The following is a 23286-nucleotide window of genomic DNA, read 5'->3' on the forward strand; positions in this document are numbered from 1 at the left end:
TTGGTTAAAATTTGTGACCAAAGAGCACAAACCTACTGTTTTGCGTTCGCCCTTAACCGACTTGTTAAACCTTATTTTTCTACAAGCTCTTTAATGCTTTTTACCACTAAGTCACGGTCAGCAATGTGTAAGTGGTGCTTTTCTGATTCAGAATATATAACACGACTCTGGGTAGATAAACTTTTGAAATAGCTTTCCGCACCAGCATACAAAGCATCCATTGAGTATGCTATCTCATCGGGAACAAACGGTGGATCGTACCGTTTACCTGTTTGCTTTGAACGTACAATTATTAAGGGTTTTTCACCATAGTTTGAGGCGTCAGCTAATATTTTATAGCTTTTGATGTGGTCAACATTTTCCGGAACTCTTTTAAACATTGGATCATGAATACTTTGCTCAAACATATACATGCGTTTTAACTTCTCATTATCTGTTTTGAAGTTTTTAGGCCAGCGAGTGCCCATTGTATAAAAATACCCAAGTGGCGGCGGGTCAATAAGTACTGCACCTAATACTTCATGTGGATAAAGATTATTGTATGCAGTGAAAATATAAGACGCATATGAACCACCAGCAAAATAATAGGGAGGCTTTATTTCAGCGGCTTTAAGTAAATTACTGAGTCTATTTGCCATGTCATTTACAGTGAATGGAACTGGGCCTTTTTCGCTTTTTCCCAGTCCTGCACGGTCATATAAGCAAATGCTAAACTGGTTTTTTAATTGCTTTATATTTTTTAGCCAAACACCATCTGAGCCAGAACGTCCAAAACCCTGTTCTAGTATTAATTGTGGCTTATCATTCTCGTAACACTCTAGATAAAGCTTGAAGCCACCAACATCATATAACCCTGATTTTGTCGGTTTCATTTCTGGCTCTGAGGCTAAAGCACTATAGCCAATACAAATTAAAAATAACCATAAAATTGATTTCATATAGACTCCATTCTTTATGTGAGGCTTATTGCCCCAATAAGAGGCGACAAATAGTTGGCTAAAATATGAAGCGAAGCGGAACTGAGCCAAGCTTTTGCAGTCCCGCGCTTAAGTGGCTTGTTATAAAGAAGTTTCTATACCTTCGATACTCTCAACAAAACCGATCACAAACTCTAAACCGAAATAACCTGTACCAACCAATACTGCACCGAGCAGCATCAGGTTACGATTGTTTTTTTTGTATCCAATTGTTGTTAATACAATGAAAATCACAAATAAAACTAATTGAATAATATCCATATCTTAAAATTCCTCTTAATACTTCATCTTCTTTATAACGCCGCCATAAACGGCTCAGTAATAGTTGGCTAAACTGTGTAGCGAAGCGGAACCGAGCCAAGCTTTAGCAGTCCCGCCTTGAACAGCTTGTTAGCTACCTATTTATCCATTTTTTGAATCATATTAAATATTTGTAATAATTGCCCACCATGATAATGCGCATTTATACATTCAGAAATAACTTGTCCACCTTTATTCGCTTGCGCAACACTCGTTACAGGATCTGGAAGAATTACGTTATCTACTTGGGTGGTACACTTAACGAAAAGTTCTTTAACATCTTTTGCGCAGTCATTGCCTTTATACCCTTTAAGAAATGGAGATTGTTCTGCGCACAAGTGAGGTATTAGAATTGGTTCTAAATTACTTAACCATTCAGATTTAGGCATACTAATATCTTGAGCAAACAGACTAAAAGACAAAAACAGTGATATAAAACTTATAGATTTTCTCATAACTTCTCTAGGTCGCTAACGCCCCAATAAGGGGCTGATAATGCTTGGCTAAACTGTGTAGCGAAGCGGAACTGAGCCAAATTTTAGCAGTCCCGCTTGAACAGCTTGTTATATTACTGTCTCAACCAGGTAGCGTTAGGAAGAGCGAAGTCAGTTTTTGCTGACTCACAATCTTCTCTGCCATAAAAGCGTAGTCGTAACCTTTTTCCACTAGCTAAAGCTGTCATTGCCGCAGAATAACGAGCTTTGGCTCTTTCGTTATCAGCTTCTCCTAGATAGTAGCAAGTCCACGCTGATGACTGATCACAAACGAATAATTTGTTTTCATTGTTTCCTGTTTCTCCAACTTTTACTGTAGAAGGGATAAACTCACACTCTGCTGTTGCTCCAGCAGCGAAAGGTGAAATAAAAACTAGGATGGAAAGTATTAGAGATTTTTTCATGATTACTCCATGTAACGCCGCCTTAAACAGACCTATAAGCGAGAATGTAATGCAGCGCTAAAATGGCCGAAGGCCTTGTTAGCAATTTGTTTACCTAAGTCTCACAATTTTACGGTAAGCATTCTGATTTGCATCCCAAGGTTCGCAACCACCAGTATCGTTATAAGTTACAACTACGGAACGACCAGTAGACTGTGCAGCCAATAGCATTGAGTACATTCTGGCCCTTGCTTCCGATGATATATCCTTGCTAATGGCGAAGGTTACTTTGTTCGCGCACCCGGTATCTTTACCAGCATTGGATAAAGTAACTAAAACTGTTTCTGTAGAAGCGTATGTAACTAAACTTGTTACTGCCCCCGATGCATCGATCCATGCGGCATTCGAATTGAAAGAAAATAATAGCGCTGCCACACTTATTAACTTTTTCATACTATAAATTCCCTTGATTTACCTACTAATTGCTAACGCCCCAATAAGGGGCTGATAAATGCTTGGCTAAACTGTGTAGCGGAGCGGAACTGAGCCAAGCTTTAGCAGTCCCGCGCTTAATTGGCTTGTTAGGTTACGTTTTCTGCATAGACTTCGTAACACCCTGTTTCATCTAAAAATATCATATAGTGCTTTAAGGAACTATCCATTCTATTATCGAAGCTATTGGAGGCTTTGAACTCACCCAGACTCTTAGTCGAGCCGCAATCAACTATCTTGAAGTAAGCGGATATCATTTGGGCTGTACAGTTGGGAAGTGCCGTGAATTTATATGAACGAACCTTTTCGAAAGTAAATACTCGTGTACCTACTTCGTTGATACGAATATTTAGTTCCGCATTTACTCCACTATGCAAAAAGTGGCAGCCATCATATAAACCAGTATCAAACTCTGGTAATTCGAGAACAGTATCCATACTTGATTAGTAACCTAACGCCCCAATAAGGGGCTGATAAATGGTTGGCTAAACTGTGAAGCGAAGCGGAACTGAGCCAAGCTTTAGCAGTCCCGCACTTAATTGGCTTGTTATATGCCGCTACCTAGAATAGAGGTAAGCTAATGGGCTAACAAGTAAAATTGTTAAACATAACAGCCCAAAAAACAAAGAATAACCGCCAAATTTAAATAGAGTTAACGAAAATTTGTCATTGGTTCTGCTGTGCATGAAATTAGTAAAAGCAATTAAGGCGATTGACACTATATAAGTTATCAACGTCATAGTTGTACCTACAGTGATCCCATTGCCGTTGCTGCCATAAAATTTATACCACATCCATAAGGCACTACTTACACGCTCTCCTATACCGTATAGCTGAAAGAAAGCTATAGATAATATTATTAAGGCGATGCAACGATGCAGAATATTCATAGGCATATAACGCCCCGTTCAGGGGCTTTTAGGCAGTTGGCTAAAATAAACGAACGCAGTGAGGGAAAGCCAACTGTTAAAAGTCCCTGACTGCAACGGCTTGTTATACACCCGATACGCTAATTTTGCCATCTTCTTGGAAAATGACCTTTAAAAGTTATGTTGATTAACTCTTTTTTACTAAGAGCGCCCTTTGTAAATTTATATCCGTAAAAGAACAGAGACAAAAAGATCCACCCAATATAAAGACAAGCGGCGATGAGGATAAAACAAATTATTAGACATGCTAAAACGTCGAACTGATCATACTGTCTTAATGGAACATCACTCTCTATACCAAAAGCGAAAAATACATATGAGCACAGGTAGAGCGACGAGGGAACTAAAATAATAGAACCGAATATGCTCAGCCAGTACGATTCTTTATAGTGTTCTGCCTTTAAATTATATTGGCTTTTAAATGCTCGAATTAGAATAATGGTGCCTTAAGGGTGTATAACAATTTAATAGTGCGCAATTTGCGCGTTTTTCTGCCACGTCTTTGCTCACTTTCCTGATTTACGTATTTTTAACAAACTTCGTAACATTATGCTAGCTATAGAATTTTTTACTAATTATTGATTTGTCAAAATCAGGAAAATGCGCAAATTGCTCATTTTCCTGAATATGGGGGAAACGAGGTATACCTGAATATAAAACCAGTAGGTGTTGAAAAATTTTTTTTCGTTAATTGATGAGCTAATCATGCATTTAAATCTTTGCTAGGGCTTGGCTTTTTCGCTTGATTCTCTAAACTAGCAACTAATGCAATAAAGGAATGATTTAGGTTATCAACTATGTGGGTAAAAGTTTTAGGTTGGCTAGTAGGGGGTATCCTTGCTTTATTAGGTGCATTCTGGCTTTTTAGCCCGCAAATCATCACATCTATCGCGAATAACCAATTATCAGCGCAAACACTTAAGCTAAGTGACCAAAGCCATATTCGGGTAAATCCGTTTATGCTGTCGGTAACTATTGAAAACCTGGAACTGCAATCTACTGAATCTGATGAAACGCAGGCCAGCTTAGCGAGTGGTCAAATACAGCTTAAGCTTTCGGGGTTGTTCAATCAGCAACTTGTGTTTCAACAGTTTGCATTATCAGGCTTTAATACAACGGTTAAACAAGTAGAGAATGGCTGGCAAGTTGTTGGCCAAACGATTGAAACTAATCAAAAGCCAGAAAATGAAGCCGAAGATAAGCCTAGTGAGAAAACAACGAGCTTAACACCTTGGCAAGTGATCGCAAGTCAACTATCTCTCACAAAAAGTGAGATTATTATACTGGCTAACAACTCACATAAGTTAACGCTTGATAACATCACCATTGCTAATTTTATCTTTAGTGATACCCATCAAGAGCTGCTTGCAAGTGTTAAGGCAAAACTTGATGACGCATCTATCGATGCAAGTACCAAGCTTGATATCTTAGCAAAGCAATATCAGGGCAAGCTTGATATTAATGACCTGCAACTACAAACATACAGGCAGTGGATTCCTGAGGCTTATCAGAGCCTGGCGGCCATTGTTGGCATTCAAGGGGAATTTAATGCGGATTTAGCGCAAGGAAATACCGTCGAGCTCACTGATGCGGAGCTTACGCTTGCGAGTTTATCACTTAGCGGTGTATTGCCCGACGCGTCACTGGTTGTTGAGCAAACCCGCGTTACCTTGCCGAGTATTCAAGTGGAGAATGGTAACGTAACAGCGCAAATCTCAACCGCTGTTGATGGTCTGAACCTGACAAAAATATCAACAACTGATGTTATTGTTGCCGTTACAAATTTTGCTATGCCAGACGCGCAACTATCGATGCAAGATTACGTTATTACAGGTCAATTAGAGCAACTTACTGTCACGGGTTTTGAGTCGTCAAAGCTTGCCAATATCGAAAGTCCATTGTTACGTTTTGACGAGCTGGCGATTAAAGCGATAGACGCTAATTATGCGCTGGCAACGTCAACCGGTGGTGTGCAAATTGACGAGATTATGTTTGCCAAACTAGGTGGCTTTTTCAAAATGGAAGCACAACAGTTAACAAACCTAGTGTCGTTAACTACGGCAGAACCTCAGCCAGAAGTACAGCAAGCAACTGAATCGGAAACTAAATCGGTTGAAGAGCAGGGCGCAGACGTTGCGGTAACCGAGTCAGCAGAGCAAAGTACCACGCCAGCATTTGCGATAAACATTAATAAAATTAGTACTGATGCGAGCATCACGTTTGAAGATGACGCTGCTAGCCCGGCGTTTTCTGAAAGCCTGCATTTTTCAGCAATTGAGTTAACCAATATTGATAACTCCGTGGTAACGAATCCGGTTGATTATCTTGTAACAGGTAAAACCGACAAACACGGTACATTTAATCTCAATGGGTTTTATCAAGCCTTTAATCCGAAAATGAATTTAGCGCTAAAAGGTGATGTTAACGAATTAAACTTGCCTAAGCTGGTAGGGTATTTTGCCAAAGGTGCGCAGCTTAATATTTTAAGTGGGCAACTTGATACACAGCTGGTCGTTAACATTGTTGACGACCAAATTTCGGGCGACAGCCAAATTCATGTGCGCGGTTTAGAGCTGGCCAAAGAAGATAAACAGAGTAAAAACGTGCAGCAAGACAATTCGGTAATTTCATTAAATACCGCCCTTGGCATGTTGCAAGACAGCAAAGGTAATTTAGAGCTCGACGTGCCATTGTCAGGCGATGTAAGTTCGCCTGAATTTGGCTTGCAAAGCTTTGTTGGCATTATCACGCAAAAGGCCGTGATGATGGCGGCAGAAAGCTACATTATGCAAACCATGGTGCCTTATGGAACATCCTGTCATTAGCAAAAATTGCTGGCGAAGCAGTATTAAAAATTCGACTAGACGACTTAGCCTATCAACCTGCGCAAATTACGCTAGATGAAGCGCAAATGGTTTTTGTGAATAATTTAGTAAACCTCATGACAGACAAAGAAGAGCTGCAATTTAAGGTGTGTGCAATTGCCACTCCGGCTGATTTACCCGCCGATCACGGCTTTGATGAAAAACAACAAACAACGTTTTTGCACAAGTTAAGTGACGAACGTGGTCAGGCATTCAAAGACTATATGGTGAACGAAGGTAAAATATCGTCTAAGCGATTATTGTTGTGTCATGGTCAGGTTGAAAATTCAACGAAAAAGCCACCAAGAATCGTGTTTAACTCATAAATGATCGGCAAATAATAAGTAGAATAAAGGACGACTATGCGATTTATCTTACGACAAAAAATATTCTCGTTACGTGATGTGTTTCAAATTAAAGACGAGAACGACGAACCCGCTTACGAGATCGTCTCAAAAATATTAGCGTTGCGCCGCACATTCGTGATGCGTGATCGTGATGAAAATGAAGTCGCTGTGATCAAACGCAAAATTTTAGCGATACGACCAACCTTCTATTTAACCTTTGCTGACGGCTCAAAAGCCCTATTGAAAAAGAAGTTTTTTTCGTGGTTCTCAAGCAAATACTTTTTAAACTTTAATGGCCAAGATATTGTCATTTTGGGTGATTTTCTTGAGCATGAATATGACTTTCTCATCGACGATGAGCCAATTGCGTCTGTGTCTAAAAAGTGGTTTTCATGGACAGACACCTACGGGGTTGATCTTGCCGATGAAAAAATCGCACCGTTAGTGTTGGCTTGTGTAGTGATCATTGATGAAGTGCAGCATAACCAAGACAATGTGTCTTCAGATTAATAAAAACATTCAGGTTACGTAAATGAAAATATGGGTTGATGCTGACGCTTGTCCAGTGGTGATCAAAGAAATTATTTTTCGTGCAGCAGACAGAGCAAAAATTGAAACCACGCTATTGGCTAATCATCCTATGCGAGTGGCAAAGTCACCGTTTATTCGTTTTGTTCAGGTTGAAGCGGGCTTTGATGTTGCTGACAACGAAATTGTAAAACGTGCAGAGAGCAACGATTTAGTCATCACTTCAGATATTCCATTAGCAGATGAAGTGATCACAAAAGGAGCGTTTGCTTTAAGCCCGCGTGGTGAAATGCTGACTAAACATAACATTAAACAGCGCCTTAACATGCGTGACTTTATGGATACGCTTCGCGCAAGTGGCATGCAAACCAAGGGGCCAGACAAGCTTTCAGCGCAAGATAAACAAGCGTTCGCTAATCAGCTTGATAGCTTTATTGCAAAACATAAATAGGTGTTAAGCGTGTTCTAGTTGTCTCAATAAATAGCAACAAAAAAGGCCAGCAATGCTGGCCTTTTTTATTATTAGTACGGTTACGGATAGTCGGTTACCCATATCATTAACACGAAGAAACCAATAATCACGGCATTAAATCCAATAATATAGGAGAAACCTTTAATACCATCTTTGGCTTGGTAACCTTTACTTTTTAGATACCACCACCAAATAGCACACATTATTATCGGTACTAAGAAAAACAGTCTAATCATATGGTTACCTTGAAAATCATTATTTTCTAATACTAAGTCGCTTTTTCTGTCTGCGCAATGCTTTGGTTATTTTTCTCAATGATCGCTGTTAATGGCTTTCTAATTGAGTACAAGAATAACAAGCTTGGGATCACCATTAATGCCGTTAACACAAAGAACAGTGCCCAGTTACCGTCAAGCCAGTCAACAACAATACCTGAGTATGAACCCAGCATCACACGACCAAAGGTACCAAGTGATGCCATTAGTGCATATTGGCTGGCGGTAAATGTTTTATTACACAGCACTGAAAGCAGTGCAACAAAGGCCACTGACCCCCAAGCTGAGGTAAAGCCGTCAACCAATACGGTAAAGGCAAATAACGCTTTATCTGGGCCTACAACTGCCATTACAGAGAACAATAAGTTACTGGCTGACATGGCAATACCGCCAATAAATAGGCCTTTTAAAATGCCGTATCTAATCGTGAAGATACTGCCAATGAGTGAGAACACGATGGTCACCGACCAATTGATCATTTTTGAATAGTAAGCAATATCGGCATTGGAAAAGCCCACTTCACGATAGAAAACGATCGACATTCGGCCTAAGTATGCTTCACCGAGTTTGAACAGAAAGATAAACAATAAAATCGAGAGTGAGAGCTTTACACCATTGCGATTAAAGAATTCCTGAATAGGCGCGACCAGCGTGGTTAGTAGCCACGCGGTTAGGCGAGTTGTCAGATCAACATTTACTTGTGCTGGTGATGAAAGCTCTGCACTTATTGTGGTTTCAACCTGTTTGTTGAGCTTGATCATTTGACGAATAAATACAGTCAGTAAGGCCAAAATAAGTAAGCTTGCAGATAAAAACTGATTGCTGGTATCAATAATATTCTCAGGCCAATATGGATAACCAAAATTAGCGTAACCAATCGTTAAAATGATTAATGGTAGGGTGAGCAAGACAATAAGTTGGCGGCTACCCTTGCCAAGCAATGCGCTTTGATATCGCTTTTCTATATCATTTTGGACTTGTTCGCGGTTGCTCTCTGGCTCTCTTACTACAAGCACAACAACCATGAGTGCTAGCATGATTAAGGCAAGAACAACGTAAACTTGTGACCACTGCCAATCTGGCTTATCAGCAAGTAGGAAAGGGATAGCGCCAAGACCTGCATATCCTGTCCACCAACCCGACGTGGCCATCGCAGAGCCTGCCGCCATTTCATTGTTATCCTGAGCGCCCAGACTATCTATTCGGTAGGCGTCAATCGCAATATCTTGTGTTGCACCAGCCAGCGCAATGATTAATCCAAGCACAGCCATCACAGCAAGTGATTGATTAGCTTCCAATGTACTCATTTGCCAACAGGTAAAGGCAATAATTAATTGCGTGGTGAATATCCAGCTTCGGCGTTGACCAAGTTTTTTGTGGAGTAAAAACAATTTGATGCGGTCAACTAATGGCGACCACAAAAAGTTAATACTATAGGCCACAAAAATGAGACCAAACAGGCCAATACTTGAACGAGATAAGCCTTCATCTTTTAACCAGCCGCTCATTGCAGAGCCGATCATCACCCAAGGAAAACCGGAGGCAATGCCGAAAAAGAAAATAGTTAACAGAGTTTTGTTTTTGAAATATTGGAGCGCTTGCCAAAAAGAACGCGTAGACGACATGAAGAAAACTTAACAAAATTATTATGAAGTTAGACTAACAATAAGCCCGAACAGGGTAAAGTGTTTAGCGCTAGTCAGCCCATTAAATTCGGTAAGTGTTTGTGTATCCCTGCTGTTTAGGCAATAGGACGCTAGCCGATGCAGTCCACCGGGTAGCTACCTTTTCCGTCGAAAAAGTCCAAACAGGTGTTTATTTCGGCAATAAAAAACAAGTCATGCTTCAAGGCTTGACCACCGTGTAGGGTGATTTCATGAATCATATGCCAGAACACACGTTCTCTTGCATTACTTGGGGTGTCATCAACCACCTTCAGTAAGGTCCACTCTTCCATTGTGTCGTTGATGAAACGGTCTAACTCGGTGTAGTGAATCTTTTGGTTAAAAACGGCTTCTACATACCCAGTAATCTGGGTGATTTTTTCATTGATAAACTGCTCAATTATCATGGAATTTCTCCAGCGACAATGCGTTATTATTATTATTTTTTTATTAAAAAAAGATAAAAAGAAAATATGAGAAAGGCATTGTTTGCGCTCTTCTAATAACAAGTGTAGGAACAAAAATCCGATTCTGCTTATTAATTTTTTATCTAGTTTTATTGATGTCTAGTTTATTGAGCATCGAGCAATATGAATTAATCTGACCAAATGGTCTAAAAAATATATGTACAATGACATGAAATAAAGTGACGACTCGTTCACATTTTATACGAGTCGTCAAATTTGTGAAGTGTAAATTTTAATCGATTAAAGTGCGGGTAAAAGTGTTGCTTTGATAAGAATGATAGGTTCAACAGGTACGTCTTCCCAGCCAAGCTCTGCGTTGAAGTCGGTTTTTTGCTTTGCAATTTCTTCCAACACGTCTTCACCTTCGGTAACTGCACCAAATACGGCATAGCCCCAATTCATCCCTGGATCTAAATTAGTGTTATCACCCATGTTGAAGTAAAACTGACGGTTAGCAGTATGTGGGCGGTTTTCTTTGGCCATGGCAATGGTATAGGTTTCGTTCTTGAGCCCGTTGCCTGATTCATTAAAAATGTTTTCACCAATTTTACGCGGCACATAATTGGCATCGTAACCACCGCCCTGAACAACAAAGCCTTCGATTACGCGATGGAAAATCGTGTTGTTGTAATCACCAGTAACCACATAAGTAAGAAAGTTATCAACCGTAATAGGCGCTTTGATACGATCAAGCTCAACAACAATAGTGCCTTTTGACGTTTCAAGTTTTACTTGTGGAAACAGGTTGTTTGGATCTATTGCGACATTTTTTGCCAAGGCACTGGCATTAAATACGATGCAAATTAAAACAAGTAATTTGTACATATTGATCTCGTTATTATTGGTTAATGTAATTTGTTAGTTCAGCGTCATTTAACATCTGATTAAGCACTTTAGTGAGTGCTTGGTTAAAGTCTCGACCAAGTACCGCAATATCGGCTTTAAGTGGCCCTTCGCTTGACCCTTTATGATGGTAGCTTTTCGTCAGCTGACCTACGGGCGTTTGCACAGCAACACTTAATAATAAATCACTTTTTGCTTGGTACTTCAATGTGTGTTGGTCAACATTGATGAGTGCATCTTTAATGGTAATGTCTACTTTTGTCGAGGCATTAGGGTTAATAGATACACTGCGTTTTTTGAGTGCTTCAGTCAGTGATTTTTCAATGACGTCGCTAACCGGTAATTGGCTATTAAACAAATTAGCCGCTTGGCCTTCTTTAACAATTTGCACAAGGTGTTTAGACGTTCTCATGTCATTCACGTTGAGACTAATTTGCCCAACGTTTAATGGCAGGTTACTCGTTTGAATAAAGTCAGGTGCAATTACTACTTGGTTTGGTGTTGAGCCACAACCTGCTAGCACCAGTAATAGAGGTAAACATAATTTAATCGATTTCATTATTTTCTCGCAGATAAGACGACAAACTTTTTATCACTAGCGATGGTTTTACAACCACCGAAAATACGTTTTAGTTTGATGTGGTAGGCAAGGTTTCTGTTGCCAATAATTCTTAGTTCACCACCGCGTTTTAATACGCGGTGTGCATCATTAAACATTTGCCACGCAATATGGTCGGTGGTTGCTTGCTGTTGGTGAAACGGTGGATTACAGACAATCACATCAGCACTATTGGCTTCAAAGCCGGATAAACAATCATTAACAATAAAGTCACATTGCTCAACGGTATCAGGCAAGTTAGACGCAATATTTTCTTGTGCTGAAGCGACAGCCATAAAAGACTCATCAACAAAGCTGACGTTCGCTTCAGGCTGGTTAGCGAGTATCGTTAAACCGACAACACCGTTACCACAGCCCAAATCAATAACATCTTGGTTAGGTTTTATTTTGGGTAAATGTCCCAAGAAAAAGCGCGCGCCTAAATCTAGTTTTTCTCGTGCAAAAACATTGGCGTGATTACTGATCTGAAATGACGTATTTTCCAGTGGCCAAACCGTTGGAAATGGCGATTCTGCGGTTTGTTTATTATCTAGCTGACAAAACACCAATCGCGCTTTTTTCACCGCTAATGAAGTGGTTGTAGTACCCAAGTACTTTTCAAACACCTTCAGCGTTGAGCTATGAATATCTTTAGCCCTTGCCGCCGCAATAAAGACCACGTCGTCAGACAATTGCTTTTTAATTTGAATCAATTGCTCAGTTAATAAGGCCTTACTTTTTGGGATTTTATAAAGTACTAGATTCGCGTCACTTGGCAATGTCGATAAGCTATCACAGACGGTTAGCTTGTCTGATGACAAATGATTTTCAGCGATATTTTCTTCTACACCACGGTGTGCCAGACAAGAGTCTGATACTAAGGTGGTTGGGTATTCCAGTAGATTGACACATAACGCGCCGAAGCTGTCGTTAAAAACGAGTACCTTGCTGTCAGGCGTTAATAATGCTTGTTCTGTAATATGATTGATCAAGTACTCATCGGCAGCGTCCCATGCCTGTAAAGAACGGTTATTTTGAGAAATAGGGTAACGATGAAGTGATAACACCTGCTCGTCGACAATAAATGGGCTCTGCATTATGTAAGCTAATCTCGGCTTTTTAACTGATTTAATGATATTATTTTCTCAAATTAATAGACTATGTGCTAGCAGTAAGACAGATGAAAATACCCGCAGAAAACGCGATTCTTGATTATTTTCCTAATTTTATCTCACTTGACCAAGCGCGCTCGTTAGAAAAACGCTTGCACGAAGAGGTTGCGTTCTCTCAAGATCAAATCTCTATGTATGGTAAAGTCCTTGATATACCAAGACTTCAGGCATGGTTTGGTGATGGTAGCTATCAGTATTCGGGGATTATGATGAATCCTCAACCGTGGACACCCGCTTTACTCGAAATCAAACAATTGGTTGAAGAAAAAGCAAACTGTCAGTTTAACTCAGCGTTGGTCAATTTATATCGTAACCATCAAGATTCGGTTGGCTGGCATAGCGATGATGAGAAAGAACTTGGTGTCAATCCTATCATCGCTTCAATATCTTTCGGCGCGAAACGAATGTTCAAGTTAAAGCACAAGCAAACGCAGGCGAAACTTGATGTTCCGCTCATTGAAGGTAGTTTATTGATTATGTCGGGAGAAACGCAACACTACTGGCAACACGCTGTTTTAAAAGAAAAAATAAATCCGGGTTCACGTATAAATATAACGTTTAGACAACTTGTTTAGCGTGAATATTTGTTTCCAACTTTATCCTCAACAATTTCAGTAGCTAGCGAGTTTTTACTGATTAACGACGCCGAATTTATGGCATAATATCGAGAAACCACTAAAATTATTTAAGGGTGGGCAGCTTTTTAGCAAGGACTTTTATGTTAGTTGAAACAACCATAGAACAAAAATTACTATCGGCGTTTGAACCGAGCCACTTAGAAGTTATTAATGAGAGTAGTCAGCATAATGTGCCTCCAGGAAGTGAGTCACATTTTAAAGTTGTTATTGTCAGTGATAAATTCGCTGGTGAGCGATTAATCAAACGTCACAGAGCAATCAATTCAGTATTAGCAGAAGAACTTTCTGATAAAATTCATGCGCTTGCACTTCATACGTATACGCAACAAGAATGGCAAAATTATTACGCTGATAATGTGCCTGGTTCTCCACGTTGCTTGGGTGGAAGTACCGCATAGTACTTACACAACGCTAAATAACAAATGCGAACTAGAATTCTCAAATGTTATTTTTGCGTTTCATTTCTAGACGATTTCTGGTATTTCTGTACCCCTAAAAATAATAACGAGTAAGTGTTGCGACTAAATTAGCAGCACTTTTTTGGGGGAAGGATTTATGCAAGCTAGCTGGCTTAGCTGCATTTCGCATTATATCGATAAAATAACCCGTGGGTTAGGGCATGCCATTAAATGGTTAACCCTAGCTATGGTGTTATTAACATTCATCATTGTAACGCTTCGTTATGGCTTTAATATCGGCTTTATCGCGATGCAAGAATCTGTGTTATATCTGCACGGCATTGTCATTATGCTCGGCGCTGCCTATGCGTATAAAGAAGATGCGCATGTTCGTGTTGATATTTTTTATCAAAAGTTTTCTAACAAGCAAAAAGCCTTGGTTAACGCGCTAGGTGTGCTGTTATTGCTATTACCTGTTTGCGTGTTTTTCTTCTATATCAGTCTTGATTACGTGCTGGCATCATGGCGTATCTTTGAAAAGTCGTCAGAAGCAGGGGGCTTACCACTGGTTTACCTTAATAAAACATTGATTTTATTGTTGCCTATTACGCTGTTCTTGCAGGGGATAAGCGAACTATGTAAGGCAATAACTGACTATCAATCAAATGAAGTAGAAGGAGCCTAATCATGGAATATTTAGCGCTTCTCATGTTTGTTTGTGTCTGTTTGGTATTGCTATTAGGTTTTCCTGTCGCTTTTTCATTAGCGGGCGTTGCCTTAATTTTCGCGGGTATTGGTGTTGTTACGGAATTATTCGATGCTGCGTTTTTACAAGCATTGCCGAGTCGTCTTTACGGTGTGATCAATAACCAAACCTTGCTTGCTGTGCCTTTATTTGTCTTTATGGGGGCGATGCTAGAGCGTTCGAAAATCGCTGAGAACCTATTAACGGCGATGACTATTTTGTTTGGTCGTTTCCGTGGCGGCTTAGGTATTTCCGTCACACTTGTTGGCATGATGTTGGCGGCAAGCACCGGTATTGTAGGTGCCACGGTGGTAACAATGGGTCTGCTTTCGTTACCTACGATGTTAAAACGTGGCTATAGCCCGTCTTTTTCGACGGGGATTATTTGCGCTACAGGAACGTTAGGGCAGATTATCCCGCCTTCGATTGCGTTAGTGTTACTTGGCGACGTCCTTTCAAGTGCGTATCAACAAGCCCAACTGAAGATGGGGATATTCAACCCAGAAACTGTTTCAGTTGGCGATTTATTTGCTGGCGCAGTTGTGCCGGGCTTAATTCTTGTTGGTTTATACATCGCCTATTGTATTGGGATGGCTATTTTTAAGCCGCAAGATGTTCCAAGTATTGATGTTGAAGAATTAAAGCAAGAGCATGCACAAGGCTCAGTGGTCCGGTTAGTGCTGACGGCGTTAATTCCACCATTACTGTTAATGACTGCCGTATTAGGTTCCATTTTACTTGGCTTTGCAACGCCGACTGAAGCGGCTGGTGTAGGTGCGATGGGCGCGCTCATTCTTGCTATGTGGCAACGACAGCTTACCCGAGAGAACCTGAAAGCTGTGATGGATAGCACGTTAAAGATCACTGCAATGGTCTTTATGATCCTGATTGGTGCTAGCTTGTTTTCGTTAGTATTTCGCGGTTTAGGTGGTGAAGAGTTAGTCACTGGATTTTTTGAGCAAATGCCAGGTGGTGTGGTTGGCGCCATGTTTGTCGTTATGCTTGTTATTTTTTTACTTGGTTTTATTCTCGACTTTATTGAAATAACATTTGTTGTCGTACCCATTGTTGCGCCAATATTGTTAGCAATGGGGTTAGATCCTATTTGGCTGGGTATTATGATCGCGTTGAATTTACAGACGTCGTTTTTAACACCGCCATTTGGTTTTGCCTTGTTTTATTTGCGGGGTGTGGCGAGTAAAACGGTTTCTACCATGCAAATATATAAAGGCGTAGTACCGTTTATCATTATGCAATTATTACTACTTGGTGCTTTAGCAATCTGGCCTGAGTTAGTGACATGGTTACCTGAATTAATTTATGGAAAATAAAATGAACATGCAGTTTTTAAAAGTCTTTTTAACCAGTGTAGTTTTCGCCGTGTTTTTAACAGGCTGTGGTGAGAAAAAAAATGAGCAAGCCGGCCCTGCGGTTGAATCGAAAACCTATAAATGGAAGTTAGTGACTTCTTGGCCTAAGAACTTTCCTGGTTTAGGTATGGCGCCTGAAAAATTTGCCGAGTATGTCAATGAAATGAGTGGTGGTCGCCTAACCGTTCAAGTGTATGGCGCCGGTGAATTAGTGCCAGGTTTTGAAGTGTTCGATGCTGTTTCACAGGGCACAGCGCAGATGGCACATAGTGGGTCGTACTACTGGAAAGGTAAGATTCCTTCTTCGCCATTGTTTGGTGCGATTCCATTTGGTATGACGGCAACAGAATTAAATGCTTGGTTACATTACGGTGGCGGTCTGGAGTTATGGCAAGAAATGTATAAGCCATTTGGCATTATCCCGATGGCAGGTGGTAACTCAGGTGCGCAGTTTGCAGGTTGGTTTAAGAAAGAAATCACCTCAATGGAAGACCTGAAAGGTTTAAAAATGCGTATTCCAGGTTTAGCAGGTGAGGTATTACAACGCGCAGGTGCTGTGCCGGTGACGTTAACTGGTGGAGAAATCTACTCGTCATTACAAAGTGGTGCTATTGACGGAACAGAGTGGGTTGGTCCATACAATGATTTAGCCTTTGGTTTTTACCAAGCGGCAAAATATTACTACTCAAGCGTATGGCATGAGCCAGGTACAGGTTTAGAATTTTTAATTAATGAAAAAGCCTTCAATGAGTTGCCAAAGGATCTTCAGAAGATCGTCGAAGTGGCGGCGCGCGCAGTTAACGAATCAACACTGGATGAATACAACGCGCGTAACAACGCTGCGCTACAAACCTTAATTGAGAAACACGACGTGCAAATGCGTAAGTTGCCACCAGAAGTTATTGCACAGCTGAAAGAAATTACCGCTCAGGTGATGGCTGAACAAGCGGCGCAGGACGAGGGGTTTGCAAAAGTATGGGCGTCGTACAGTGCGTTCCAATCTTCAATCAAAAGTTATCACGACTTAACGCTGAAGGAATATTTCACTCACCGTTAAGGCTATTTTGATATCAAATCGACACAGGTAATCTTCTCTGGTTACCTGTGATTTGATCATTTTTTCTATCTGCTCGTACCTCTTTGACTGCAAAGATCAGTACACTATGAGCAATTTTCAATATAACAATGAAAGATAAAAGGCATTTTATATGGTTATTAAACCAAAAATCCGTGGATTTATTTGTACAAATGCACACCCAGTTGGATGTGAAGCCCACGTAAATGAGCAAATTGCTTACGTAAAATCTCAAGAGCAAGCATCTGAAAAACCAAAAAATGTGTTAGTTATTGGTTCTTCAACGGGTTACGGTTTAGCGTCTCGCATTACCGCTGCTTTTGGTTGCCAAGCAAAAACATTAGGTGTGTTTTTTGAAAAGCCACCAACGGAAAAAAGAACGGCTTCTGCAGGTTGGTACAACACGGCGGCGTTCCAAAAAGCTGCTGATGAAGCAGGACTTTGGGCTAAAAACATTAATGGCGATGCGTTTTCACACGAAGTGAAAGCACAAGCGATCGACCTAATTAAAGAAGAGCTAGGCCAAGTAGATTTAGTGATTTACTCACTCGCTTCTCCTCGCCGTACAGATCCTGATACAGGTGAAGTTTACTCTTCTACGTTGAAGCCAATAGGTGAAACCGTAACAACAAAGAATCTAAACACGTCGAAAGGTGTTATTGATGAAGTGACGGTTGAAGCAGCTAACGAAGAAGAAATTCAAGGCACTATTGATGTAATGGGCGGTGCTGACTGGGAGCTTTGGATTAAAGCACTTAGCGAAGCAGGCGTGTTAGCTGATGGTTTCAAAACAACGGCTTACACGTATATCGGTAAAAAACTGACTTGGCCAATTTACGGTCATGCAACGATTGGTCGTGCAAAAGAAGACTTAGATCGCGCAGCAAAAGCAATTACTGAAGGTTCAAGTGTTGGCGGTAAAGCGTTCGTTACATCATTAAATGCGGTTGTTACACAAGCTAGCTCTGCCATTCCAATTATGCCTTTATACATTTCTGCGATGTTTAAAGTGATGAAAGAAGACGGTACTTACGAAGGATGTATTGAGCAAATTCAATCGCTATTCAAAGAGAACCTATACAGTGCAAGCCCTCGTTTCGATGAAGCTGGTCGTTTTAGCCAGAATTACAAAGAGTTAGAGGATAGCGTTCAAGATCGTGTTCAAGTGATTTGGGACACGGTTGATACCGATACCATCGACTCAATGACAGACTATGCTGGTTACCACCATGAGTTCTTAAAACTCTTTGGTTTCGCGGTTGATGGCGTTGATTACGATGCAGATGTGAGCCCAGTTGTTGAGATTAACAACCTAGTTTAAGCATCAAAAATCGAAAAAAAGTAAGAAAACCAGCAATAAAACGTGCTGGTTTTTTTATTTTCGACTATTTTTTGTTTATTGATTAAAAATTGTTCGGCGCCTGTAATCTTTTTTTCTTTTTTGTAATTAAAAGTGTCTCGCATAGATGGAATATCAGGTCCCTTTCATGCTAAAATCCGCGCAGAAATTTTTAACTAAGTAGTGGTGGGAATTTGTTTTTTAACAATGAACCGCTGAAATACACTGAAATTGGCGAAAATTTAATCTGTTCATAAGGTTGCATTTTCAACAATTTTTATACTCCCGTCAAAGTAGTGCAAGTGGTTATGATTACAATAAAAAAAGGTCTGGATGTCCCAGTTAATGGCGCTCCCCAGCAAGTAATCCATGATGGTCAAACCATCAAAACTGTTGCCGCACTTGGTGAAGAGTTTGTGGGCATGCGCCCAACTATGCATTGCAAAGTTGGTGATCGTGTTAAAAAGGGTCAGGCACTTTTTGAAGACAAAAAGAACCCTGGCGTTAAGTTCACAGCTCCAGCCGCTGGTGTGGTTACTGAAATTAACCGTGGTGAAAAACGTGTTTTACAATCTGTAGTTATCGAAATCGATGGCGACGAGAAAGAGACGTTTGCAAGCTACACCGCAGACCAATTATCAACAGTTGCTCGCGAAGCTGTTGTTGAAAATTTGGTTAACTCTGGTTTATGGACTGCGCTTCGCACGCGTCCGTACAGCAAAATCCCAGCGATTGATGCAACACCAAAAGCGATTTTCGTTAGTGCAATGGATACTAATCCATTAGCAGGTGACCCAGCGGTTATCATTAACGAACAGAGCGAAGCGTTCAAAAACGGTTTAACTGTTTTAAGTCGCTTAACTGAAGGTGAAGTATTTGTTTCAAAAGCGCCAGGTGCAGACATTCCTGTTGAAGGCAATGTTGTAGTTAACGAGTTTGCTGGTAAACACCCAGCTGGCCTAGTAGGTACACACATTCACTTCTTAAAAGCAGTAAACGCTGAGAATGTGGTTTGGCACTTGAACTACCAAGACGTCATTGCATTCGGTAAGTTGTTCACTACCGGTGAATTAGATGCTTCTCGTGTAGTTTCTTTAGCTGGTCCTGCTGCTAAAAATCCTCGTTTAGTTCGCACAACTATGGGTGCAAACATTAGCGAGTTAACAGCTGGCGAAACTACAGAAGGTGAAGTGCGCGCTGTATCTGGTTCTTTATTACAAGGCCACACAGCTCAAAGCGTTCACGCTTACTTAGGTCGTTACCACGTTCAAGTTTCATTATTACTTGAAGGTCGTGAGAAAGAATTCATTGGCTACATGATGCCAGGCGCGAATAAGTTCTCTGTAACTCGTGCTTACTTATCGCATTTCTCGCCAAGTAAGTTATTCAACATGACGACAACGACTAACGGTAGTTCACGTGCAATGGTTCCAATTGGAAACTTCGAGCGTGTAATGCCTTTAGATATTTTACCAACCTTATTGTTACGTGATTTATGTGCCGGTGATACCGACAGCGCGCAGCAACTAGGTGCATTAGAGCTTGACGAAGAAGATTTAGCGTTATGTACGTTTGTTTGCCCAGGTAAAACAGACTACGGCGTATTACTTCGTGACTGCCTAACCACGATTGAGAAGGAAGGTTAGACATGGGCTTGAAAAAGTTTATTGAAGATATTGAGCCGCATTTTGAAAAAGGCGGTAAACACGAGAAGTGGTTTGCTTTATACGAAGCAATCGCTACTGGTCTATTTACTCCTGGTTACGTAACTAAGGGTAAAACTCACATTCGCGACAGCATAGACTTAAAACGTATCATGATTACGGTTTGGTTAGCTGTATTCCCAGCGATGTTCTTTGGTATGTACAACATCGGTTTGCAAGCTACTGAAGCGCTTGCTGCTGGTTACGCATTACCTGATACATGGCAGGTTGGTTTATTCAGCTTCTTTGGTGCTGAGTTAACAGCGCAGTCAGGCTGGTTTACGCAAATGTTATACGGTGCGTGTTTCTTCCTACCAATTTACATGACGGTATTCATCGTTGGTGGTTTTTGGGAAGTATTATTTGCCGCAGTACGTAAGCATGAAGTAAATGAAGGTTTCTTCGTAACATCAATTTTATTCGCGTTAATCTTACCAGCGACGATTCCATTATGGCAGGCTGCTATTGGTATCACGTTCGGTGTTGTGATTGCGAAAGAAATCTTTGGTGGTACAGGTAAAAACTTCTTAAACCCTGCTTTAGCTGGTCGTGCATTCTTATTCTTCGCTTACCCAAGTGAAATCTCTGGTGACGCTGTATGGGTTGCTGTTGATGGTTTCTCTGGTGCTACTGCGTTAGCTGCTGGTGCTGCTGCACAAGTAGGTGCTATCGATTACAGCTTAAACGCTGATTGGTGGAACGCGTTCTGGGGTTACATTCCTGGTTCTGTAGGTGAAGTGTCAACTGCTGCAATTTTCTTAGGTGGTGCATACATCCTTTATAAAGGCATTGCATCATGGCGCATCGTATTAAGTGTATTTGTTGGTATGGCTGTTACTGCAACGTTATTCAACATGATTGGTAGCGAGACAAACGCAATGTTTGCTATGCCTTGGTACTGGCACTTAGTTGTAGGTGGTTTTGCCTTTGGTATGATGTTCATGGCGACTGACCCAGTAACTATGTCGTTCACTAATACTGGTAAATACTGGTTTGGTGCTTTAGTTGGTGTAATGGTGGTATTAGTACGTGTTGTTAACCCAGCATTCCCAGAAGGTATGATGTTAGCTATCTTATTCGCTAACCTATTTGCTCCATTGTTTGATTACTTTGTTGTTCAATCAAACATCAAGAGGAGGGTTGCTCGCAATGTCTAGTAATAAAGAAACATTCGGTAAAACGGTTGGATTCGTTTTAGCAGTTTGTTTAGTGTGTGCATTATTAGTATCGTTCGCTGCGGTACAGTTAAAGCCTCTACAACAAGCAAACAAGTTATTAGATCAACAAACTAAGATCTTAACTGCTGCTGGTTTAATCGAAAAAGCGGATGGCGATATTGTTGGTACTTACAACAAATACGTTGAAGCGAAAATGATTGACCTAAATACTGGTGAGTTCATTGATGGTAACCCTGAGTTATTTGACGAACGTCGTAACTCTCGTGACGCTGAAAAGTCGTCTAAGCCAAAGAATGATATTGCTGGTATTAACCGTCGTTCACACGATGCGGTTATATACTTAGTATCAAACGACGCTGGTAAAGTAGAAACTGTTGTATTCCCAATGGTTGGTTCAGGTCTTTGGGATCTGATGTACGCTTTCGTTGGTGTTGAAGCAGACTTAAACACGATCAAAAACGTAATCTACACAGCGGAAATGAAAGAAACTCCGGGCCTAGGTGCTGAAGTTCTTAACCCTAAGTGGATTGCATTATGGCCAGGCAAGAAGATTTTCGACAACCAAGACATGGTTCGTGTTGAACTTGTTAAAGGCGGTGTTAAAGCGGGTAACCCTAATGAAGCATACCAAGTTGATGGTTTATCAGGCGCTACGCTTACTGCAAACGGTGTTACAAACACATTTGCATTCTGGTTCGGTGAAGAAGGTTACTTACCTTTCATCAAGAAAAACCGTGGAGGACTTAACTAATGGCTAATGAAGCAAAGAAAGTATTAACGGCCCCGATCGTTGATAACAACCCAATTGCTTTACAAGTACTAGGTATTTGTTCTGCATTAGCGGTAACAAGCTCAATGGCTAACGCATTAGTTATGACGTTAGCGGTAGTTTTTGTAACTGCATTTTCGAACTTATTCATTTCGATTATCCGTAACCACATTCCTTCTAGTGTACGTATCATCGTACAAATGGCGATTATCGCGTCATTAGTAATCGTGGTTGACCAAGTGCTTAAGGCGTTCTCATATGCGCTATCTCAAGAGCTTGCGGTATTTGTTGGTTTGATTATTACTAACTGTATCGTTATGGGTCGTGCTGAAGCTTTCGCGATGAAAGAAAAGCCTGGCGTAAGCTTCATGGATGGTATTGGTAACGGTTTAGGTTACGGTTTCATCCTTATGACGGTTGCTTTCTTCCGTGAATTATTTGGTTTCGGTACGGTTTTCGGTATCGAGATTTTACCATTAATTCAAAACGGTGGTTGGTACCAAGCGAATGGTTTATTAGTTTTACCATTCTCATCATTCTTCGTCATTGGTTTAATCATCTGGGCTATTCGCCAGTGGAAACCAGAGCAAGTTGAGAAGGACTAATCACGATGGAACATTATTTATCATTATTGGTTAAAACGATTTTCATCGAAAATATCGCGTTATCGTTTTTCCTAGGTATGTGTACGTTCTTGGCGGTTTCTAAGAAAGTACAAACAGCAATGGGCTTAGGTGTTGCGGTAATCGTAGTACTAGGTATTGCTGTACCTGTTAACCAAATTATTTACCAAGCAATCTTAGCTCCAGGTGCGTTAGACCCGGTTTTAGGTATTACTGACCCTAAAGAGTCAGTTGACTTAAGCTTCTTGTCTTTCATTACCTTTATCGGTGTTATTGCTGCGCTAGTACAAATCCTTGAGATGGTATTAGACAAGTACTTCCCACCGCTATACAACGCTTTGGGTATCTTCTTACCATTAATCACAGTTAACTGTGCGATTTTTGGTGCCGTGTCTTTCATGGTTGCGAAGAACTTAACGTTAGGTGAGTCAGTTGTTTACGGTATCGGTTCTGGTACTGGTTGGGCATTAGCTATCGTCTTATTAGCGGGTTTACGTGAAAAGATGAAGTATTCAGATGTGCCTGATGGCTTGAAAGGTTTAGGTATTACGTTTATCAGCACTGGATTGATGGCATTTGGCTTTCTTTCTTTTGGTGGTATCTCGTTATAAGGTTAATGTAGAGGGTGGTGAACGCCACCTTC

27 protein-coding genes are annotated in these 23286 nt (G+C 40.7%); 15 read left to right on the forward strand and 12 right to left on the reverse strand.

Annotated features, from left to right (window positions below; translation table 11 throughout):
- Positions 1-71: 71 nt before the first annotated feature.
- The 6 genes from QQK05_RS03830 to QQK05_RS03855 all read right to left on the reverse strand — a co-directional run bounded on the left by QQK05_RS03830 (position 72) and on the right by QQK05_RS03855 (position 3083).
- On the reverse strand, positions 72-938 hold the full coding sequence (locus QQK05_RS03830) for an alpha/beta fold hydrolase (RefSeq protein WP_284296110.1): 867 nt from the start codon (positions 936-938) through the stop codon (positions 72-74).
- 120 nt (positions 939-1058) lie between these two features.
- A complete protein-coding gene (locus QQK05_RS03835; RefSeq protein ID WP_284296112.1) occupies positions 1059-1238 on the reverse strand; it encodes a hypothetical protein in 180 nt (59 codons plus the stop codon).
- 137 nt (positions 1239-1375) lie between these two features.
- Positions 1376-1732, reverse strand: a complete 357-nt coding sequence (locus tag QQK05_RS03840) for a hypothetical protein (RefSeq protein ID WP_284296113.1) — start codon at positions 1730-1732, stop codon at positions 1376-1378.
- A 113-nt stretch (positions 1733-1845) separates the two neighbouring features.
- On the reverse strand, positions 1846-2175 hold the full coding sequence (locus QQK05_RS03845; protein ID WP_284296114.1) for a hypothetical protein: 330 nt from the start codon (positions 2173-2175) through the stop codon (positions 1846-1848).
- Between the two features lie 90 nt (positions 2176-2265).
- Positions 2266-2607: a hypothetical protein gene (locus QQK05_RS03850; protein WP_284296115.1), complete on the reverse strand. Its 342-nt coding sequence runs from the start codon at positions 2605-2607 to the stop codon at positions 2266-2268.
- 128 nt (positions 2608-2735) lie between these two features.
- The gene (locus tag QQK05_RS03855; RefSeq protein ID WP_284296117.1) at positions 2736-3083 is read right to left on the reverse strand and encodes a hypothetical protein; all 348 of its coding nucleotides are present in this window, start codon (positions 3081-3083) and stop codon (positions 2736-2738) included.
- A 1289-nt stretch (positions 3084-4372) separates the two neighbouring features.
- On the opposite strand from QQK05_RS03855, the gene QQK05_RS03860 reads away from it, so the two are divergent.
- The 4 genes from QQK05_RS03860 (at position 4373) to QQK05_RS03875 (ending at position 7765) form a co-directional block, all read left to right on the forward strand.
- On the forward strand, positions 4373-6400 hold the full coding sequence (locus QQK05_RS03860; protein ID WP_284296119.1) for a DUF748 domain-containing protein: 2028 nt from the start codon (positions 4373-4375) through the stop codon (positions 6398-6400).
- 116 nt (positions 6401-6516) lie between these two features.
- Entirely contained in the window at positions 6517-6765 is a 249-nt protein-coding gene (locus QQK05_RS03865; RefSeq protein ID WP_284296121.1) for a hypothetical protein, read from the forward strand.
- A gap of 36 nt (positions 6766-6801) precedes the next feature.
- Positions 6802-7296, forward strand: a complete 495-nt coding sequence (locus QQK05_RS03870; protein WP_284296122.1) for an LURP-one-related/scramblase family protein — start codon at positions 6802-6804, stop codon at positions 7294-7296.
- A gap of 22 nt (positions 7297-7318) precedes the next feature.
- A complete protein-coding gene (locus QQK05_RS03875) occupies positions 7319-7765 on the forward strand; it encodes a YaiI/YqxD family protein (RefSeq protein ID WP_284296123.1) in 447 nt (148 codons plus the stop codon).
- A gap of 80 nt (positions 7766-7845) precedes the next feature.
- Here the strand turns inward: QQK05_RS03875 and QQK05_RS03880 are convergent, their stop codons facing one another.
- The 6 genes from QQK05_RS03880 to QQK05_RS03905 form a co-directional block, all read right to left on the reverse strand.
- Complete coding sequence (locus QQK05_RS03880) at positions 7846-8022, reverse strand: hypothetical protein (RefSeq protein ID WP_284296124.1); 177 nt, start codon at positions 8020-8022, stop codon at positions 7846-7848.
- A 32-nt stretch (positions 8023-8054) separates the two neighbouring features.
- The gene (locus QQK05_RS03885) at positions 8055-9686 is read right to left on the reverse strand and encodes an AmpG family muropeptide MFS transporter (RefSeq protein ID WP_284296125.1); all 1632 of its coding nucleotides are present in this window, start codon (positions 9684-9686) and stop codon (positions 8055-8057) included.
- Between the two features lie 131 nt (positions 9687-9817).
- On the reverse strand, positions 9818-10132 hold the full coding sequence (locus tag QQK05_RS03890; RefSeq protein WP_284296126.1) for a hypothetical protein: 315 nt from the start codon (positions 10130-10132) through the stop codon (positions 9818-9820).
- A gap of 300 nt (positions 10133-10432) precedes the next feature.
- The gene (locus QQK05_RS03895) at positions 10433-11017 is read right to left on the reverse strand and encodes a peptidylprolyl isomerase (RefSeq protein WP_284296127.1); all 585 of its coding nucleotides are present in this window, start codon (positions 11015-11017) and stop codon (positions 10433-10435) included.
- 13 nt (positions 11018-11030) lie between these two features.
- The gene (locus QQK05_RS03900; protein ID WP_284296128.1) at positions 11031-11594 is read right to left on the reverse strand and encodes a YajG family lipoprotein; all 564 of its coding nucleotides are present in this window, start codon (positions 11592-11594) and stop codon (positions 11031-11033) included.
- Positions 11594-12730: a methyltransferase gene (locus QQK05_RS03905; RefSeq protein WP_284296129.1), complete on the reverse strand. Its 1137-nt coding sequence runs from the start codon at positions 12728-12730 to the stop codon at positions 11594-11596. Before QQK05_RS03905 ends, QQK05_RS03900 begins: the two co-directional genes overlap by 1 nt.
- 83 nt (positions 12731-12813) lie before the next feature.
- Here QQK05_RS03905 and QQK05_RS03910 point away from each other — a divergent pair, with 83 nt between their 5' ends.
- From QQK05_RS03910 to nqrE, 11 genes are all read left to right on the forward strand, one after another.
- Positions 12814-13380, forward strand: coding sequence for an alpha-ketoglutarate-dependent dioxygenase AlkB family protein (locus tag QQK05_RS03910; RefSeq protein ID WP_284296130.1), 567 nt, complete (start codon positions 12814-12816; stop codon positions 13378-13380).
- A 143-nt stretch (positions 13381-13523) separates the two neighbouring features.
- A complete protein-coding gene (bolA, locus tag QQK05_RS03915) occupies positions 13524-13841 on the forward strand; it encodes a transcriptional regulator BolA (protein ID WP_284296131.1) in 318 nt (105 codons plus the stop codon).
- A 157-nt stretch (positions 13842-13998) separates the two neighbouring features.
- The gene (locus tag QQK05_RS03920) at positions 13999-14526 is read left to right on the forward strand and encodes a TRAP transporter small permease subunit (RefSeq protein WP_284296132.1); all 528 of its coding nucleotides are present in this window, start codon (positions 13999-14001) and stop codon (positions 14524-14526) included.
- A gap of 2 nt (positions 14527-14528) precedes the next feature.
- Positions 14529-15917 carry a TRAP transporter large permease gene (locus QQK05_RS03925; protein ID WP_284296133.1) on the forward strand — a complete coding sequence of 463 codons (1389 nt, stop codon included), beginning with the start codon at positions 14529-14531 and terminating at the stop codon, positions 15915-15917.
- Position 15918: 1 nt separating this feature from the next.
- Complete coding sequence (locus tag QQK05_RS03930; RefSeq protein WP_407704848.1) at positions 15919-17013, forward strand: TRAP transporter substrate-binding protein; 1095 nt, start codon at positions 15919-15921, stop codon at positions 17011-17013.
- A gap of 151 nt (positions 17014-17164) precedes the next feature.
- On the forward strand, positions 17165-18352 hold the full coding sequence (gene fabV, locus QQK05_RS03935) for an enoyl-ACP reductase FabV (RefSeq protein WP_284296134.1): 1188 nt from the start codon (positions 17165-17167) through the stop codon (positions 18350-18352).
- A 326-nt stretch (positions 18353-18678) separates the two neighbouring features.
- A complete protein-coding gene (locus tag QQK05_RS03940; RefSeq protein ID WP_284296135.1) occupies positions 18679-20016 on the forward strand; it encodes a Na(+)-translocating NADH-quinone reductase subunit A in 1338 nt (445 codons plus the stop codon).
- 2 nt (positions 20017-20018) lie between these two features.
- Positions 20019-21230, forward strand: a complete 1212-nt coding sequence (locus tag QQK05_RS03945; protein ID WP_284296136.1) for an NADH:ubiquinone reductase (Na(+)-transporting) subunit B — start codon at positions 20019-20021, stop codon at positions 21228-21230.
- Complete coding sequence (locus tag QQK05_RS03950) at positions 21223-22002, forward strand: Na(+)-translocating NADH-quinone reductase subunit C (RefSeq protein WP_284296137.1); 780 nt, start codon at positions 21223-21225, stop codon at positions 22000-22002. Before QQK05_RS03945 ends, QQK05_RS03950 begins: the two co-directional genes overlap by 8 nt.
- Complete coding sequence (locus tag QQK05_RS03955; protein WP_284296139.1) at positions 22002-22625, forward strand: NADH:ubiquinone reductase (Na(+)-transporting) subunit D; 624 nt, start codon at positions 22002-22004, stop codon at positions 22623-22625. Before QQK05_RS03950 ends, QQK05_RS03955 begins: the two co-directional genes overlap by 1 nt.
- Before the next feature lie 5 nt (positions 22626-22630).
- The gene (gene nqrE / locus QQK05_RS03960) at positions 22631-23254 is read left to right on the forward strand and encodes an NADH:ubiquinone reductase (Na(+)-transporting) subunit E (RefSeq protein WP_284296140.1); all 624 of its coding nucleotides are present in this window, start codon (positions 22631-22633) and stop codon (positions 23252-23254) included.
- Positions 23255-23286 lie beyond the last annotated feature (32 nt).

Origin of the sequence: Thalassotalea loyana (genome assembly GCF_030161435.1) — a bacterium.
Taxonomy (GTDB): Bacteria; Pseudomonadota; Gammaproteobacteria; order Enterobacterales; family Alteromonadaceae; genus Thalassotalea_G; species Thalassotalea_G loyana.

What these genes read in the sequence shown, in the direction of transcription:
- QQK05_RS03830 (WP_284296110.1), bottom strand. Translation starts at nt 938, where the DNA reads ATGAAATCAATTTTATGGTTATTTTTAATTTGTATTGGCTATAGTGCT.
- QQK05_RS03835 (WP_284296112.1), bottom strand. Translation starts at nt 1,238, where the DNA reads ATGGATATTATTCAATTAGTTTTATTTGTGATTTTCATTGTATTAACA.
- QQK05_RS03840 (WP_284296113.1), bottom strand. Translation starts at nt 1,732, where the DNA reads ATGAGAAAATCTATAAGTTTTATATCACTGTTTTTGTCTTTTAGTCTG.
- QQK05_RS03845 (WP_284296114.1), bottom strand. Translation starts at nt 2,175, where the DNA reads ATGAAAAAATCTCTAATACTTTCCATCCTAGTTTTTATTTCACCTTTC.
- QQK05_RS03850 (WP_284296115.1), bottom strand. Translation starts at nt 2,607, where the DNA reads ATGAAAAAGTTAATAAGTGTGGCAGCGCTATTATTTTCTTTCAATTCG.
- QQK05_RS03855 (WP_284296117.1), bottom strand. Translation starts at nt 3,083, where the DNA reads ATGGATACTGTTCTCGAATTACCAGAGTTTGATACTGGTTTATATGAT.
- QQK05_RS03860 (WP_284296119.1), top strand. Translation starts at nt 4,373, where the DNA reads ATGTGGGTAAAAGTTTTAGGTTGGCTAGTAGGGGGTATCCTTGCTTTA.
- QQK05_RS03865 (WP_284296121.1), top strand. Translation starts at nt 6,517, where the DNA reads ATGACAGACAAAGAAGAGCTGCAATTTAAGGTGTGTGCAATTGCCACT.
- QQK05_RS03870 (WP_284296122.1), top strand. Translation starts at nt 6,802, where the DNA reads ATGCGATTTATCTTACGACAAAAAATATTCTCGTTACGTGATGTGTTT.
- QQK05_RS03875 (WP_284296123.1), top strand. Translation starts at nt 7,319, where the DNA reads ATGAAAATATGGGTTGATGCTGACGCTTGTCCAGTGGTGATCAAAGAA.
- QQK05_RS03880 (WP_284296124.1), bottom strand. Translation starts at nt 8,022, where the DNA reads ATGATTAGACTGTTTTTCTTAGTACCGATAATAATGTGTGCTATTTGG.
- QQK05_RS03885 (WP_284296125.1), bottom strand. Translation starts at nt 9,686, where the DNA reads ATGTCGTCTACGCGTTCTTTTTGGCAAGCGCTCCAATATTTCAAAAAC.
- QQK05_RS03890 (WP_284296126.1), bottom strand. Translation starts at nt 10,132, where the DNA reads ATGATAATTGAGCAGTTTATCAATGAAAAAATCACCCAGATTACTGGG.
- QQK05_RS03895 (WP_284296127.1), bottom strand. Translation starts at nt 11,017, where the DNA reads ATGTACAAATTACTTGTTTTAATTTGCATCGTATTTAATGCCAGTGCC.
- QQK05_RS03900 (WP_284296128.1), bottom strand. Translation starts at nt 11,594, where the DNA reads ATGAAATCGATTAAATTATGTTTACCTCTATTACTGGTGCTAGCAGGT.
- QQK05_RS03905 (WP_284296129.1), bottom strand. Translation starts at nt 12,730, where the DNA reads ATGCAGAGCCCATTTATTGTCGACGAGCAGGTGTTATCACTTCATCGT.
- QQK05_RS03910 (WP_284296130.1), top strand. Translation starts at nt 12,814, where the DNA reads ATGAAAATACCCGCAGAAAACGCGATTCTTGATTATTTTCCTAATTTT.
- bolA (WP_284296131.1), top strand. Translation starts at nt 13,524, where the DNA reads ATGTTAGTTGAAACAACCATAGAACAAAAATTACTATCGGCGTTTGAA.
- QQK05_RS03920 (WP_284296132.1), top strand. Translation starts at nt 13,999, where the DNA reads ATGCAAGCTAGCTGGCTTAGCTGCATTTCGCATTATATCGATAAAATA.
- QQK05_RS03925 (WP_284296133.1), top strand. Translation starts at nt 14,529, where the DNA reads ATGGAATATTTAGCGCTTCTCATGTTTGTTTGTGTCTGTTTGGTATTG.
- QQK05_RS03930 (WP_407704848.1), top strand. Translation starts at nt 15,919, where the DNA reads ATGAACATGCAGTTTTTAAAAGTCTTTTTAACCAGTGTAGTTTTCGCC.
- fabV (WP_284296134.1), top strand. Translation starts at nt 17,165, where the DNA reads ATGGTTATTAAACCAAAAATCCGTGGATTTATTTGTACAAATGCACAC.
- QQK05_RS03940 (WP_284296135.1), top strand. Translation starts at nt 18,679, where the DNA reads ATGATTACAATAAAAAAAGGTCTGGATGTCCCAGTTAATGGCGCTCCC.
- QQK05_RS03945 (WP_284296136.1), top strand. Translation starts at nt 20,019, where the DNA reads ATGGGCTTGAAAAAGTTTATTGAAGATATTGAGCCGCATTTTGAAAAA.
- QQK05_RS03950 (WP_284296137.1), top strand. Translation starts at nt 21,223, where the DNA reads ATGTCTAGTAATAAAGAAACATTCGGTAAAACGGTTGGATTCGTTTTA.
- QQK05_RS03955 (WP_284296139.1), top strand. Translation starts at nt 22,002, where the DNA reads ATGGCTAATGAAGCAAAGAAAGTATTAACGGCCCCGATCGTTGATAAC.
- nqrE (WP_284296140.1), top strand. Translation starts at nt 22,631, where the DNA reads ATGGAACATTATTTATCATTATTGGTTAAAACGATTTTCATCGAAAAT.